The organism is Microbacterium sp. C-MGS6 (assembly GCF_058140415.1).
The window spans coordinates 2,182,531-2,196,964 of record NZ_CM176934.1 but is presented as its reverse complement, the minus strand read 5'-3'; the positions used below and the strand labels follow the sequence as shown (position 1 = coordinate 2,196,964).

The window sequence follows — 14,434 nt, the reverse complement described above, 5'->3', positions numbered from 1 at the left end:
GTCAGTTGGACTTCGCCGTGATCCACACGGTGATGGCGACCAGAGCGCCGATACCGAAGATCCACACGAACAGGCCCTCGGAGACCGGTCCGAGCGAGCCGAGGGAGAAGCCGCCGATCTGGACGGACTGCTGCTGGAAGAGCAGAGCCGAGATGATGTCGCGCTTGTCCTCGTCGGACAGGTTCATGTCGCCGAAGACCGGCATGTTCTGCGGGCCGGTGACCATGGCGGCGTAGATGTGCAGCGCGCTGGTCTCGGTGATCGCCGGAGCGTACTTGCCCTCGGTCAGTGCGCCACCGGCGGCGGCCACGTTGTGGCACATCGCGCAGTTGACGCGGAAGAGCTCGGCGCCGTGCGCCACGTCGCCCTCGCCGTCGAGGATCTTCTCGGAGGGGAACTCCGGTCCGGGGGCCTCGGACTGCACGTAGGCCGCCATCGCGAGGATCTGCTCCTCGGTGAACTGCGGCTCCTTCTGCGGGGCCTGCGGTCCCTGCATCTGCAGCGGCATGCGGCCGGTCGACACCTGGAACTCCACCGCGAGCTCGCCGACGCCGTAGAGGCTCGGGCCGTTGGGGGTGCCCTCCAGGTCGAGGCCGTGGCAGGTAGCGCAGTTGGCCGTGAACAGCTTCTCGCCGTCCTCGACCGTCAGCTGCGTCGATGCCGTGGGCGCGTCGTTGGCGGCGAATGCCGCGGTCGCACCCGCGTACACAGCGCCGGTGATCATGAGGCCTGCTCCGATGAGCGCGGCCGCCGCCAGTGGGCTGCGACGACCGCTCGAACGGCGCTTCTTCTCTCGTGCCATCTCGGGGATCAGCTCCGCTCTTATTTCAGGAAGTAGATAACGAAGAACAGCACGATCCAGACGACGTCGACGAAGTGCCAGTAGTAGGACACCACGATCGAGGAGGTCGCCTCCTTGTGCCGGAAGTTCTTGACGGCGTACGCGCGGCCGATCACCAGGAGGAACGCGACGAGTCCGCCGGTGACGTGGAGGGCGTGGAAGCCGGTGGTCAGGTAGAAGGCCGAGGCGTAGGCGTCAGCCTGGATGGGCATGCCCTCCGCGACCAGCTGTGCGTACTCCCAGACCTGGCCGGAGACGAAGATCGCGCCCAGGGCGAAGGTGAGGAAGAACCACTCGACCATGCCCCAGCCGAACAGGCGACGGCGGCCGGCGCCGTTCTTCTGTCCCTTGCCGATCTTGTACGGCTGCAGGTCCTCCGCCGCGAACACACCCATCTGGCAGGTGAACGAGGAGAGCACGAGGATCGCCGTGTTCACTGCCGCGAAGGGGACGTTCAGGAGCTCGGTACGGTCGGCCCACAGCTCGGGTGAGGTGCTGCGGAGGGTGAAGTAGATCGCGAAGAGTCCCGCGAAGAACATCACCTCGCTGCCGAGCCACACAATGGTGCCGACAGCTACCGGGTTGGGCCGCTTGATGGTTCTCGCCGCCGGGGCATACGTCGCTGAGGTCGTCACCCCTCCATTATGGCCGATCCGCGAGCGTGATTCTTGCACCCCCGGCCCTCGATTCGCCCGTCGGTGACTTAGGGGACCCTAAGAAAACACTGCGAATACCCGGTGAATACGCGGGAAACGCCGCACATTCGGTGTCTGCGCGCCCGCTCGGATCGCACTGCACGTTTTCTCCGCGCCGATAGGATCGCACACATGGCTGATTCCCTGACCTGGTCCGACGTGCTCACCTCTCTCCTGGAGCGTCGCGACCTCAGCGTCTGGGAGTCCACCTGGGCCATGCGGCAGATCATGCAGGGTGGGGTCTCCGAGGCGCAGCTCGCGGGGTTCCTCGTGGCGCTGCGCGCGAAGGGCGAGACGATCGATGAGATCGTCGGCTTCCGTGACGCCATCCTCGAAGCGGCCGTGCCGCTTCCGGTCTCCCCGAATGTGCTGGACATCGTCGGCACGGGTGGGGACCGCGTGGGTACGGTGAACGTCTCGACGACGGCGGCCGTGATCATCGGCGCGACAGGCATCCCGGTGGTCAAGCACGGGAATCGGGCGGCGAGTTCCGCGTCCGGCTCCTCCGACGTCCTCGGTGCGCTCGGCCTCGAGCTCTCGCTCGACCCGGCGGCCGTCGCCTCGATCCTCGACCGGACAGGCATCACCTTCGCCTGGGCCGGGGCCTTCCATCCCGGGTTCAAGCACGCGGGTGCCGTCCGGTCGCAGCTCGGCGTGCCGACCGTGTTCAACATGCTCGGTCCGCTGTGCAACCCGGCGCGCGCGGAGGCGAACGCGGTCGGCGTGGCACAGATGGAGCGGGTGCCGCTGATCACCGGCGTCTTCCGCACGCGGGGGGCCACGGCGCTGGTGTTCCGCGGCGACGACGGCCTGGACGAGCTGACGACCACAGGGCACAGCAGGATCTGGGAGGTCACCCGCGGGGACATCCATGAACACGATCTCGACCCGCGCGACCTGGGCATCCCCCTCGCCGACCTGTCCGACCTCATCGGCGGGTCTCCCGCCCACAACGCGGACGTGCTCCGGCGGACGCTCGCGGGGGAGCAGGGGCCCGTCCGGGACATCGTGCTCCTGAACGCCGCCGCCGGGATCGTCGCCTTCGAGCTCTCCCAGGACGCGACCCAGGTGCAGCGGCCGATCCTCGAGCGCCTCCGCGACGGGCTCGCCCGTGCATCCGCTGCCGTGGACGACGGGAGTGCACTGGCCAAGCTCGACCAGTGGATCGGCGTGAGCCGCGAGCTGGCGGCCCCTCAGGAGTGACCATGGATCCGGTCGACGCGCTGCTCGAGATCGCCTCGCTGCTGGAGCGGGAGCGGGCGTCACGCTACCGGGCCAAGGCCTTCCGTCAGGCGGCCGCGACATTCCAGGACCTCCCTGCCGATGTGCAGGACGACCCGACCCGTCTTCGGGCGGCCAAGGGCATCGGCGAGTCGACCTTCGCCGTCATCCGGCAGGCTCAGGCCGGTGACGTGCCGGAGTATCTGATCGAACTGCGCGGGGACGTCGAGCCTGAGCGGGTGTCTGCGCTCCGTGGAAAGCTGCGCGGGGACCTGCACGCTCATACCGAGTGGTCAGACGGGACGACCTCCATCGAGGTGATGGCCGCCGCAGCCCGCGCGCAGGGGCATGAGTACCAGGCCATCACGGATCATTCGCCGCGCCTCCGCGTGGCCCGAGGTCTCTCGGTGGAACGGCTGCGTGAGCAGATCCCGCAGGTGCGGGCGCAGTCGGGGGACGGATTCACGTTGCTCGCCGGCATCGAGGTGGACATCCTCGAAGACGGCGCCCTCGATCAGGACGACGCCGTGCTCGCTGAGCTGGATGTGGTCGTCGCCTCCGTGCACTCGAAGCTGCGCATGGACGGCCGGGCGATGACGAAGCGGATGATCGCCGCGGTGTCGCATCCGCGGGTGAACGTCCTCGGGCATTGCACGGGTCGTCTCGTGCAGGGGGACCGTGGCACGCGCCCGCCTTCGGCCTTCGACGCCGCGGCCGTCTTCGCGGCCTGTGCGGAGAACGGGGTCGCCGTGGAGATCAACTCCCGTCCCGAGCGTCAGGATCCGCCGGACGAGCTCATCGCGATCGCGCTCGACGCCGGTTGCCTGTTCTCCATCGATTCCGACGCACACGCCCCCGGCCAGTTGTCGCTCCTGGACCACGGAGCCGAGCGGGCGGAGCGTGCCGGGGTGCCGGCATCACGCATCGTCACCACGTGGGGCCTGTCGCGTCTGCTCGCCTGGGCGGAGTGACGGGCGCCCTCGTCAGGCGTCCGCGACCGCCTTCGCCGCCTCGGTGACCGCGGTGACGGCGCGGGCCATGGAGCTGCCGAGGTTCCAGCGCTCGGCGAGGGCCGTGGCCGCCTCGGCCTCGTCCGGCGTGAGGGCATGCAGGGCGACACCCGGGGCGGTGATCGGGAGCGACGTGGCGACGGCGACGACGGTCGGAGCGACGTCCAGGTAGGCCTGCGCGTCGAGGATCTTCGCGCGGATGCCCGCGCTCATGCCCTCACCCGCGTCCGCGGCCTCGCGGATACCGAGCAGATCGCCGTGCTTCTGCAGGAGCGTGGCGGCCGTCTTCTCGCCGATGCCGGCGACACCGGGGAGCCCATCCGACGCGTCCCCGCGCATCGTCGCGAAGTCCGCGTACTGCGTCGGCAGGACACCGTACTTCGTGACGACCGTCGCGTCCGTGACGAGTTCGAGATTGCTCATGCCGCGGGCCGTGTAGATCACCCGGACGTCCCGGGCGTCGTCGACGAGCTGGAAGAGGTCGCGATCGCCGGTCACGATGTCGACCGGCATCGTCGCGTTCGTCGCGAGGGTGCCGATCACATCGTCCGCCTCATGCTCGGCGACGCCGACGATGGGGATGCCGATGGCGGCGAGCGTCTCCCGGATCAAGGGGATCTGCGCCTCCAGCGGGTCGGGGACCTCCTCGACGTCCGGCGCACCGGTGACGACCTCGACCACGCGGTGCGTCTTGTAGCTGGGGATGAGGTCGACCCTCCACTGCGGACGCCAGTCGTCATCCCAGCACGCCACGACGTGGGTCGGCTGGTAGGTCGTCACCAGCTTGGCGATCATGTCCAGCAGGCCGCGTGCGGCGTTGATCGGGGACCCGTCCGGGGCTGTGACCTTGTCGGGCACCCCATAGAACGCGCGGAAGTAGAGGCTGGCGGTGTCGAGCAGCATGAGGCGTTCGGCGCGGGTCATGGATTCAGGGTAGAGCGTGTCCCATCGGGCGCTCAGCAGCCGGCCGCCGCGGGTCGTTCCTCACACGTCCGCGCCACGAGCGCGGTGGTCGCCTCGTAGATGCGGATGTCCTGGGACGCTCCCTCTATCGACAGCTCACCGGGAACCGCGAACCAGCCGCCGCCGACGTCGACCTGCGCCGTGTACGCGACCGTCGTCCTCGTCGAATAGGTGCCCCGTCGCGCATAGGTATAGCTCGTCTCGGTCGGCGTGAACGGCGCCTGCCCGAGCATCGACCAAGTGCGACCGCCGTCGGGCGTCACCGCCGTCGTGCCGTCGCCGTGGTCGAAGACGACGCGAACGGGCGTGAAACGCACCGTCACGGGCCGGTCGAGGAGTGTGCCGGTCGCCGTGTGTGCGGCGACGGTCGCCACGAAGTTGGTCGGCATCCCCACGACGCCCACGTTGCCCGGCTCGGCCGTCGTGGTCACGGGGGCGGGTGCGAACTGCGCGACATCCTCGATCGTGAGCGGCGTCCCGGACTCCTCCGTCACCCGCACCGCGTACATCCCGCACGACCGGCTCAGCACCGTGTCGGTCCGGCACGCCTTGCTTTCCGTCTCGGGGACCGCAGGGGGCCTACGGTTCGAATGCGTCCATAGATCGGAAGGGTGAGTCGCGGCGGAGACGCTCACGGTCGAACCGTCCGTCCCAGCTAGGAAATCTGAGAATCCCGGCGAATCGGCCCCAGAAGCGAACTGCACTAAGAGCATGATCACGACTACGAACCTGGGCACGAAGCATCCTCAATGCGGTTTGCAGTGTCGACAGTCAGAACTCCGTGCGGATGCGCCAGCAACAAGAGCTCCAGAGCGTAGGCACTGGGACGGTCAGGAGAAACGCCAGAGGTGCCGTCTTGGTTTGTGATTCGGACCTTCGACACATCTAGGCATGCAGATGCGCGGATGCGTTCGAACGGGGGCTCGCTTTCTTGCCCCTCAAAGAAGATGATGCTTGTATTCCCCGCCAGTACTTGCCCTTCCGCGTGCATCCGCGAGAAGTTCTTTCGATCCGATGCCTCCACCCCGCCACTGGACAGCTCAAACAACGGCTCGAACGTCGATGGGTCTCGGGTGTCGACGCGATTGAGGGCGTCGATGTAGTCGGAGAAGGTGGCCTCGGCGGCGGCGAAGGCCTCTTCTTCGGACGAGAACGCGGGGGAGGGAGTCGGCGTGGGCTCCGCAGTGGGGGTACACCCGGAGAGCATCGAGACGCCGACTGCCAGCGTGGCGAGCAGGCGGAAAGCGGTGGGCGAGATCACCGGGCCACCGTATGCGGAATGCCGAGCTCGCTGCCGACGTTATCCACAGAGCGGCTGCGAGGAATCGGCTCCTTCATAGGGCGGCAACTTCTGGTAGCCTGAACTGTCACTCGTGGCGTGTACACGCATGCCCAGGTGACGAACACACCACAATCCACCTGCTGCGAAGCACATCCCGACCGTGCGCGGTCATGCTCCGCAGCCCGAGTATCCATTCACAAGGACAACCCACTACATGACTACCGCAACGACCGCCCCGGCCACCAAGCAGGTCGCCATCAACGACATCGGATCTGCTGAGGACTTCCTGGCCGCGGTCGAGAAGACCCTGAAGTTCTTCAACGACGGCGACATCATCGAAGGCACGATCGTCAAGATCGACCGCGATGAGGTCCTGCTCGATGTCGGCTACAAGACCGAGGGTGTCATCCCCTCGCGCGAGCTCTCGATCAAGCACGACGTCGACCCCAACGAGGTCGTCAAGGTCGGCGACGAGGTCGAGGCCCTCGTCCTCCAGAAGGAGGACAAGGAAGGCCGCCTGATCCTCTCCAAGAAGCGTGCGCAGTACGAGCGCGCCTGGGGAGACGTCGAGAAGATCAAGGAGAACGACGGCGTCGTCACCGGTACGGTCATCGAGGTCGTCAAGGGTGGACTCATCGTCGACATCGGCCTCCGTGGCTTCCTCCCGGCCTCGCTCATCGAGCTGCGCCGCGTCCGCGACCTCACGCCGTACCTCGGCCAGGAGATCGAGGCGAAGATCCTCGAGCTCGACAAGAACCGCAACAACGTCGTCCTCAGCCGCCGTGCGCTCCTCGAGCAGACGCAGTCGGAGTCGCGCACCACGTTCCTGAACAACCTGCACAAGGGTCAGGTCCGCAAGGGTGTCGTGTCGTCGATCGTCAACTTCGGTGCGTTCGTCGACCTGGGCGGCGTGGACGGCCTCGTGCACGTCTCCGAGCTGTCCTGGAAGCACATCGAGCACGCCTCCGAGGTCGTCGAGGTGGGCCAGGAGGTCACCGTCGAGATCCTCGAGGTCGACCTCGACCGCGAGCGCGTCTCCCTGTCGCTGAAGGCGACGCAGGAGGACCCGTGGCAGGTCTTCGCCCGCACCCACGCGATCGGTCAGGTCACGCCGGGTAAGGTCACCAAGCTCGTTCCGTTCGGTGCGTTCGTCCGCGTCGCAGACGGCATCGAGGGCCTCGTCCACATCTCCGAGCTCTCCAGCAAGCACGTCGAGCTGGCGGAGCAGGTCGTGTCGGTCGGCGAAGAGGTCTTCGTCAAGGTCATCGACATCGACCTCGAGCGTCGCCGCATCTCGCTGTCGCTGAAGCAGGCCAACGAGTCGGTCGACCCCAACGGCACCGAGTTCGACCCGGCTCTGTACGGCATGCTCGCCGAGTACGACGAGAACGGCGAGTACAAGTACCCGGAGGGCTTCGACGCCGAGACCGGTCAGTGGAAGGAAGGCTTCGACGCCCAGCGAGAGGCATGGGAGCAGGAGTACGCTGCGGCCCAGGCTCGCTGGGAGGCGCACAAGGCTCAGGTCGCGAAGGCGGCCGAGGCCGAGGCTGCGGCCGGCGACGACTTCGGCGGCCAGTCCTTCTCGAGCGAGACGGCCGGCGCCGGCACGCTCGCCGACGACGAGGCTCTCGCGGCTCTGCGCGAGAAGCTCTCGGGCGGCAACTCCTAAGTAACACTCCGAAAAGGGTCGTCACCCCGCTTCACGGCGGGGTGTGACGGCCCTTTTCGTATGCCCGGACCCCCGGAAACCGCTGCGTGACGCAACGTTACGGCCGCATTCGTAACAATCCAGCGCCTCCGACACGATGGGGACATGACCGCCCTCCTGCCCGCTGCGTCGAGCACTGCCGAGGCCCCGAAGGGGTCGGGTTCCGCGCAGCCCGTCCGCCTCGACGGCATCGCGCGCTCGTTCCCGCTCGCGCAGGGCCGGCGAGAGGTGCTCCGCGGCATCAACCTCGACATCGCCGCCGGGGAGATCGTCGCCGTCGTCGGTCCGTCGGGATGTGGGAAGTCCACGTTGCTGCGCCTCATCGGCGGCCTCGACGCTCCCACCACGGGCACGATCCGGCTCGACGGTTCGAGCGTCGCCGACGTGGACGAGCGCACCGCTGTCGCGTTCCAGGAGCCGCGGCTGCTTCCATGGCGCACGCTCGCCCAGAATGTCGAACTGGGACTGCCGCGCGGGACCGGCCGGGTCGCCGGACGGACACGTGTGCGTGAGCTGCTGCAACTCGTCGGACTGGAGCATGCCGCCGACCAGCGCCCTCGTGAAGTCTCCGGCGGCATGGCCCAGCGCGCCTCGCTCGCCCGCGCTCTCGCCCGCAACCCCGGGGTGCTGCTGCTGGACGAGCCGTTCGGCGCGCTCGACGCCCTCACCCGTCTGCGCATGCACGACCTGCTGCTCAAGATCCACGCCGCCGAGCCCACCACGGTGCTGCTCGTGACCCACGACGTGGAGGAGGCCCTCTACCTCGCCGACCGCGTGCTGCTGCTGCGCACCGTCGGCGCGGGAGACGACGAGTCGTCCGTCGCGCGGACGGTCAACGTCCCCGGCGTCCGCCCCCGAGACCGCGCCGACCGCGGCCTCGCCGACCTGCGCGCCGAGCTCCTCGAAGGGCTCGGCGTCGACACGCACCACCACACCCCCGAGGAGAACCGATGAGCACCATCACCCGCCGCATCATCCCTGCGATCGCCGTCGCCGGGACGATGATGCTCGTCGCCACCGGCTGCGTCGCCGGCGAGAACGCGACGGCCGACGCCGAGTCCACGCCCGCCGGGAGCGGCGAGTGGTCCGCCGACACGCTGTCCATCGACTTCGCGACCTACAACCCGCTCAGCCTCGTGATCCGCGACCAGGGCATCCTCGAGGACATCCTCGGCGACGACGTGACCGTCGAATGGGTGCAGTCCGCCGGGTCCAACAAGGCCAACGAGCTGCTGCGTTCCGGCTCGGTCGACGTGGGTTCGACGGCGGGCTCGGCCGCGCTGCTCGCTCGCGCCAACGGTTCCCCCATCCAGGTCATCGACATCTACTCCCAGCCCGAGTGGTCGGCCATCGTCGTCGGTCCCGACAGCGACATCACGTCGGTGGAGGACCTCAAGGGCGCGTCCGTCGCGGCCACCAAGGGCACCGACCCGTACTTCTTCCTCCTCCAGGCGCTGGAGGAGGGTGGGCTGTCGCTCGCGGACGTCGAGGTGCAGAACCTCCAGCACGCGGACGGGCGGGCCGCGCTCGACGGCGGGTCCGTCGACGCGTGGGCGGGTCTCGACCCCATCATGGCCGCTGCGGAGCAGGAGTCGGGCGACACGCTCATCTACCGCAACGTCGACTTCAACACCTACGGTTTCCTCAACGCGACCGAGGACTTCATCGACAACCACCCGGATCTCGCACAGGCCGTCGTCGACGCCTACGAGGAGGCGCGCGTCTGGGCGCTCGAGCACCCGGAGGAGACGGCCGCCCTGCTCGCCGACGTCGCGGGCATCGACCTCGAGGTCGCGACCACGGTGATCCAGGAGCGGTCGAACCTCGACGTGAGCGGCGTCCCCGGTGACGACCAGCTCGCCGTTCTCGAGAAGATCGCGCCGGTGCTCGTCGAGTCCGGCGATGTGCAGGGCGGTCAGGCATCGGTCGACAAGGCGCTCTCCAGCATCATCAACGACACCTTCGCGACGAAGGCGGGCGCAAGCGAGTGACCGGTTTCGAGGAGCGGGTGGTCGTCCCGGCGGAATCGCGGGACGCGCTCGAGTTCGCGAAGGGTGCTCCCCGCGGGAAGCCCGGGGGAGCACGGCGTGGCCTGCCGCCTGTCGTGCGGATCCTCGGGGGCTTCCTGCTCCCCGCCGTGATCCTCATCGCCTGGCAGGTGGTCACGACGGCCGGGCTCATCGAGCCGTACCGACTCCCGACGCCCGGATCGGTCTTCCAGGCCGGAGTGGAACTCGCCGAGACCGGACAGCTCTGGACCCACATCGCCATCTCGGTCCAGCGGGTGCTGCTCGGATTCGCGATCGGCTCGGTCATCGGGCTCGCCGCGGCCGGCATCGTCGGACTCTCGCGGTGGGGTGACGTTCTGCTCAGTCCCACCCTCGCCGCCGTTCGCGCCGTCCCGTCGCTCGCCTGGGTGCCGCTGCTGATCCTGTGGATGCAGATCGGCGAGGAGTCCAAGGTGACCCTCATCGCGATCGGCGCGTTCTTCCCGGTCTACACGACGGTCGCCTCGGCACTGCGTCACGTGGACCCGCAGCTCGTCGAGGCGGGACGCTCGTTCAGCCTGCACGGCTGGTCGCTGTTCCGCACGGTCCAGCTCCCGGCCGTCGTGCCCTCCGTCGTCGCGGGGCTGCGTCTCGCGCTCGCGCAGGCATGGCTGTTCCTCGTGGCCGCCGAGCTCATCGCTTCGTCCATGGGGCTCGGGTTCCTGTTGACGGACTCGCAGAGCACCGGGCGTGTCGACCGTATCCTGCTCTCCATCGTGTTGCTGGCGCTGCTCGGCACGATCACCAACGGCGTGCTCGCACTGCTGGAGAAGTACCTGTTGCGGCGATGGACGTGACGATGACCGAGGCCCGGCTGCAGGAGGAACGGGTCTATCCTCCGTCGCCCGCGTTCCTCGATGCCAACGTGACCGCAGAAGCCTATGCCCGCGCGGCCGCTGATCCTCTGGCCTTCTGGGAAGATGCGGCCCGCCGGCTGGACTGGGTCGAGCCCTGGCACCTCGTGCACGACTGGGAGCCGCCTCTCGACGGTGCGGTCCCCGCGGCGCGATGGTTTCTCGGCGGGCGGCTCAACGTCGCGGTGAACTGCGTCGATCGGCATGTCGATGCCGGACGCGGAGACAAGGTCGCCCTCCACTTCGAGGGGGAGCCGGGCGACCGGACCTCGGTGACCTACGCCGACCTGCAGCGTCGTGTGGCCCAGGCGGCGCACGCGCTGGAAGACCTCGGGATCCGACCGGGCGATCGCGTGGTGATCTACCTCCCCGTGCTCGTGGAGACCGTGGTCGTCACGCTCGCGTGCGCGCGGATCGGAGCCGTCCACTCGCTCGTCTTCGGAGGGTTCTCCGCGGAGGCCGTGCGGTTCCGGCTCGAGGACACCGGGGCGAAGCTGCTCGTGACCAGCGACGGCCAGTTCCGGCGGGGGACGGCGACCGAGGTCAAGTCCGCCGCCGACGCCGCCGCTGCGGGACTGCCGGACCTCGAACACGTCCTCGTGCTCCGTCGTACCGGACAGGTCGTCCCGTGGACCGACGGCCGTGACGTGTGGTGGCACGACGTCGTCGACACGGCACCGAGCGAGCACCAGGCTGAGGCCTTCGATGCCGAGCACCCGCTGTTCATCATCTACACCTCCGGCACGACAGGGAAGCCGAAGGGGCTCGTGCACACCTCCGGCGGCTACCTGACGCACGCGAGTTGGGCGCACTGGGCGCACTTCGACGCCAAACCGGATGACGTTCACTGGTGCACGGCCGACCTCGCCTGGGTCACCGCGCACACCTACGAGATCTACGGACCGCTGTCGAACGGGCTCACCCAGGTCATCTACGAGGGCACGCCGGACACTCCGCGTCGCGAGCGGCACCTGGAGATCATCGAGCGCTACGGCGTGACGGTCTACTACACGGCGCCGACACTCATCCGGACGTTCATGACCTGGTTCGGCGACGAACTGCCGGGCGGACACGACCTGTCGAGCTTGCGGCTGCTCGGCACGGTGGGTGAGGCGATCAATCCGGAGGCCTGGGTGTGGTTCCGCCGGAACTTCGGGCGGAATGAGCTCCCCGTCATCGACACATGGTGGCAGTCGGAGACCGGTGCCGCGATGATCGCCCCCTTGCCCGGCATCACGCCCCTGAAGCCCGGCTCCGCGTCGGTCCCGCTTCCGGGCATCGACGTCGCCGTGGTCGACGAGAACGGTGACGAGGTGGCGCCGGGCCGATCCGGGACCCTGGTCGTCCGGCGCCCGTGGCCGGGGATGGCGCGGACCGTCTGGGGGAACCCGGAGCGCTACCGCGACGCGTACTGGTCCGCGTACGCCGGAGTGGGGGCGCACGGCGGCTACTACGTTGCGGGAGACGGGGCGACCGGCGACGCCGATGGCTTCATCTGGATCCTGGGGCGGCTCGACGACGTCGTGAACGTCTCCGGTCATCGCCTCTCGACGATCGAGATCGAGTCGGCGCTCGTGGCGCACGAGACGGTCGGCGAAGCCGGGTCCGCCGGTGTGGCGGACCCGGTCACCGGGCAGGCGGTCGTGGCGTTCGTCACCCCGTCCGGCCGGGCGGAGATCGACGCGCACGCGCTGCGCGCTGAGGTCGCCCGCTCGATCGGTCCGGTCGCGAAGCCGAAGCACGTCGTCGTCGTGCCCGATCTGCCCAAGACGCGCTCGGGGAAGATCATGCGCCGCCTCCTCGCGCAGCTCTGGGACGCGGAACAGGATCGGCGGGCGGGACGGACCCCGCAGGCGCTCGGCGACACGACGTCACTGCAGAACCCCTGGGCCGTCGACGACATCGCCGGCGCTCTCGCCGCAGAATCGAGGACATCATGACCGACGACCATCGTTTCGGGTTCCGCACCCGCGCCCTTCACGCCGGGGGCACCCCGGACGCCGCCACCGGGGCGAGGGCGGTGCCGATCTATCAGACGACGTCGTTCGTCTTCGACGATGCGGCCGACGCCGGAAACCTCTTCGCGCTGCAGAAGTACGGCAACATCTACTCGCGTATCGGCAACCCCACGGTCGCCGCCCTGGAGGAGCGCCTGGCTTCGCTGGAGGGCGGAATCGGTGCGGTCGCGACCGCCTCCGGCATGAGCGCGGAGTTCATCACGTTCGCCGCCCTCGTGGGCGCGGGTGATCACGTCGTCGCCGCGGCGCAGCTCTACGGGGGCACGGTCACGCAGCTCGACGTGACACTGCGTCGCTTCGGCGTGGAGACGACCTTCGTCAGCTCCTCCGACCCGGCTGACTTCGCCGCGGCCGTCCGTCCCGAGACCAAGGTCGTCTACGTCGAGATGATCGGAAACCCCTCGGGCGAGATCGCCGACATCGAGGGTCTCGCCGCTGTCGCCCACGAGGCAGGCGTGCCGCTCGTCGTGGACGCCACCCTGGCCACCCCGTACCTCGCGCGTCCGCTGGAGCACGGGGCGGACATCGTCATCCACTCGGTCACGAAGTTCCTCGGCGGTCACGGGACGACCCTCGGCGGCGTGGTCATCGAGAAGGGCACCTTCGACTGGGGCAACGGCAAGTTCCCCCAGATGACCGAACCGGTGGCCTCCTACGGCGGCATCTCCTGGTGGGGCAACTTCGGGGAGTACGGGTTCCTCACCAAGCTGCGCTCCGAGCAGCTGCGCGACATCGGCCCGGCGCTGAGCCCGCAGTCGGCGTTCACGCTCCTGCAGGGCGTGGAGACGCTGCCCCAGCGCATCGACGCTCACCTCGCCAACGCCCGGGTCGTCGCCGAGTGGCTGGCGGCAGACCCCCGCGTGTCCTACGTCACCTGGGCAGGGCTCGAAGGCCATCCGCATCATGAGCGTGCCGCCCGGTACCTGCCGCTGGGACCGGGATCCGTGTTCGCGTTCGGGGTCGCCGCCGAGGACGGCCGCGCTGCGGGGGAGGCGTTCATCGAGAACCTGCAGCTCGCGTCCCATCTCGCCAACATCGGCGATGCCCGCACCCTGGTCATCCACCCGGCCTCCACGACGCATCGCCAGCTCACCGAGGAACAGCTCGTCGCCGCCGGCGTGCGCCCCGACCTGATCCGCATCTCCGTCGGCCTGGAGGACGCGGAGGACATCATCTGGGACCTCGATCAGGCCCTCACCCTCGCGACGGGAGCCCACCGATGAGCACGACCTCCGCCGGCGACGCCTGCACCCTTCCTGCGACCACGGACGCGACCAGCTGCGCGCTTCCCGTCACCGTCGAACCGGGCCGCACGTGGACCGGACCCTCGCAGCCGCAGCGGTTCGGGCTGCTGCGCCGGGCACGATCCATCGTGATCGTCGGTGCCTCCGGGAATCCGTCACGGGCCTCGTACTTCGTCGCGACCTACCTGCTGTCCAGCACGGACTACGACGTCTATCTCGTGAACCCGAGGGAGACCGAGATCCTCGGACAGCCGGTCTACCCGTCGTTGAGCGCCCTGCCCGTGCAGCCTGACATCGTGGACGTGTTCCGTCGTCACGACGACCTCCCGGGGGTCGCGCAGGAGGCCATCGACAGCGGGGCGAAGACCCTGTGGCTCCAGCTCGGCTCCTGGAACGAGGAGGCCGCTGCGCTCGCCGAGGCGGCGGGCCTCTCGGTCGTCATGGACCGCTGCATCAAGATCGAGCACGCCCGCTTCCACGGCGGACTGCATCTCGCCGGCTTCGACACCGGCGTGATCAGCTCCCGACGGCAGCTGCTCGCGCGCTGAGG

14 protein-coding genes are annotated in these 14,434 nt (G+C 68.8%); 9 read left to right on the top strand and 5 right to left on the bottom strand.

From position 1 onward, the window contains the following. Position 1: 1 nt before the first annotated feature. Positions 2–802, bottom strand: a complete 801-nt coding sequence (gene qcrC / locus AC3B5L_RS10740; RefSeq protein WP_187661771.1) for a cytochrome bc1 complex diheme cytochrome c subunit — start codon at positions 800–802, stop codon at positions 2–4. 20 nt (positions 803–822) lie between these two features. Next, positions 823–1,476 carry an aa3-type cytochrome oxidase subunit III gene (gene ctaE / locus AC3B5L_RS10735; protein ID WP_101845082.1) on the bottom strand — a complete coding sequence of 218 codons (654 nt, stop codon included), beginning with the start codon at positions 1,474–1,476 and terminating at the stop codon, positions 823–825. A gap of 192 nt (positions 1,477–1,668) precedes the next feature. On the opposite strand from ctaE, the gene trpD reads away from it, so the two are divergent. Then, positions 1,669–2,739, top strand: coding sequence for an anthranilate phosphoribosyltransferase (gene trpD / locus AC3B5L_RS10730; RefSeq protein ID WP_187661770.1), 1,071 nt, complete (start codon positions 1,669–1,671; stop codon positions 2,737–2,739). A gap of 2 nt (positions 2,740–2,741) precedes the next feature. Further along, positions 2,742–3,728 carry a PHP domain-containing protein gene (locus AC3B5L_RS10725; protein WP_187661769.1) on the top strand — a complete coding sequence of 329 codons (987 nt, stop codon included), beginning with the start codon at positions 2,742–2,744 and terminating at the stop codon, positions 3,726–3,728. A gap of 12 nt (positions 3,729–3,740) precedes the next feature. Here the strand turns inward: AC3B5L_RS10725 and AC3B5L_RS10720 are convergent, their stop codons facing one another. The 3 genes from AC3B5L_RS10720 to AC3B5L_RS10710 all read right to left on the bottom strand — a co-directional run bounded on the left by AC3B5L_RS10720 (position 3,741) and on the right by AC3B5L_RS10710 (position 5,991). Then, complete coding sequence (locus AC3B5L_RS10720) at positions 3,741–4,691, bottom strand: 5'-3' exonuclease (RefSeq protein ID WP_259954715.1); 951 nt, start codon at positions 4,689–4,691, stop codon at positions 3,741–3,743. Between the two features lie 32 nt (positions 4,692–4,723). After that, positions 4,724–5,224 carry a hypothetical protein gene (locus tag AC3B5L_RS10715; RefSeq protein WP_259954714.1) on the bottom strand — a complete coding sequence of 167 codons (501 nt, stop codon included), beginning with the start codon at positions 5,222–5,224 and terminating at the stop codon, positions 4,724–4,726. Positions 5,225–5,451: 227 nt separating this feature from the next. After that, positions 5,452–5,991 (bottom strand): hypothetical protein, encoded by a 540-nt coding sequence (locus tag AC3B5L_RS10710; RefSeq protein WP_259954712.1) that lies wholly within the window; start codon positions 5,989–5,991, stop codon positions 5,452–5,454. 235 nt (positions 5,992–6,226) lie between these two features. On the opposite strand from AC3B5L_RS10710, the gene rpsA reads away from it, so the two are divergent. From rpsA to AC3B5L_RS10675, 7 genes are all read left to right on the top strand, one after another. Then, positions 6,227–7,681: a 30S ribosomal protein S1 gene (rpsA, locus tag AC3B5L_RS10705; RefSeq protein WP_259954710.1), complete on the top strand. Its 1,455-nt coding sequence runs from the start codon at positions 6,227–6,229 to the stop codon at positions 7,679–7,681. Between the two features lie 144 nt (positions 7,682–7,825). After that, the gene (locus AC3B5L_RS10700; protein WP_490095740.1) at positions 7,826–8,674 is read left to right on the top strand and encodes an ABC transporter ATP-binding protein; all 849 of its coding nucleotides are present in this window, start codon (positions 7,826–7,828) and stop codon (positions 8,672–8,674) included. Then, on the top strand, positions 8,671–9,711 hold the full coding sequence (locus AC3B5L_RS10695; RefSeq protein WP_259954706.1) for an aliphatic sulfonate ABC transporter substrate-binding protein: 1,041 nt from the start codon (positions 8,671–8,673) through the stop codon (positions 9,709–9,711). The genes AC3B5L_RS10700 and AC3B5L_RS10695 overlap by 4 nt, the downstream gene beginning before the upstream one ends. Continuing rightward, entirely contained in the window at positions 9,708–10,565 is an 858-nt protein-coding gene (locus AC3B5L_RS10690) for an ABC transporter permease (RefSeq protein WP_259954705.1), read from the top strand. The genes AC3B5L_RS10695 and AC3B5L_RS10690 overlap by 4 nt, the downstream gene beginning before the upstream one ends. Then, positions 10,556–12,562, top strand: coding sequence for an acetate--CoA ligase (acs, locus tag AC3B5L_RS10685; protein ID WP_490095739.1), 2,007 nt, complete (start codon positions 10,556–10,558; stop codon positions 12,560–12,562). Before AC3B5L_RS10690 ends, acs begins: the two co-directional genes overlap by 10 nt. Continuing rightward, entirely contained in the window at positions 12,559–13,863 is a 1,305-nt protein-coding gene (locus AC3B5L_RS10680; RefSeq protein ID WP_259954704.1) for an O-acetylhomoserine aminocarboxypropyltransferase/cysteine synthase family protein, read from the top strand. Before acs ends, AC3B5L_RS10680 begins: the two co-directional genes overlap by 4 nt. Further along, a complete protein-coding gene (locus AC3B5L_RS10675) occupies positions 13,860–14,432 on the top strand; it encodes a CoA-binding protein (RefSeq protein WP_490095738.1) in 573 nt (190 codons plus the stop codon). The genes AC3B5L_RS10680 and AC3B5L_RS10675 overlap by 4 nt, the downstream gene beginning before the upstream one ends. Positions 14,433–14,434: the final 2 nt, after the last annotated feature.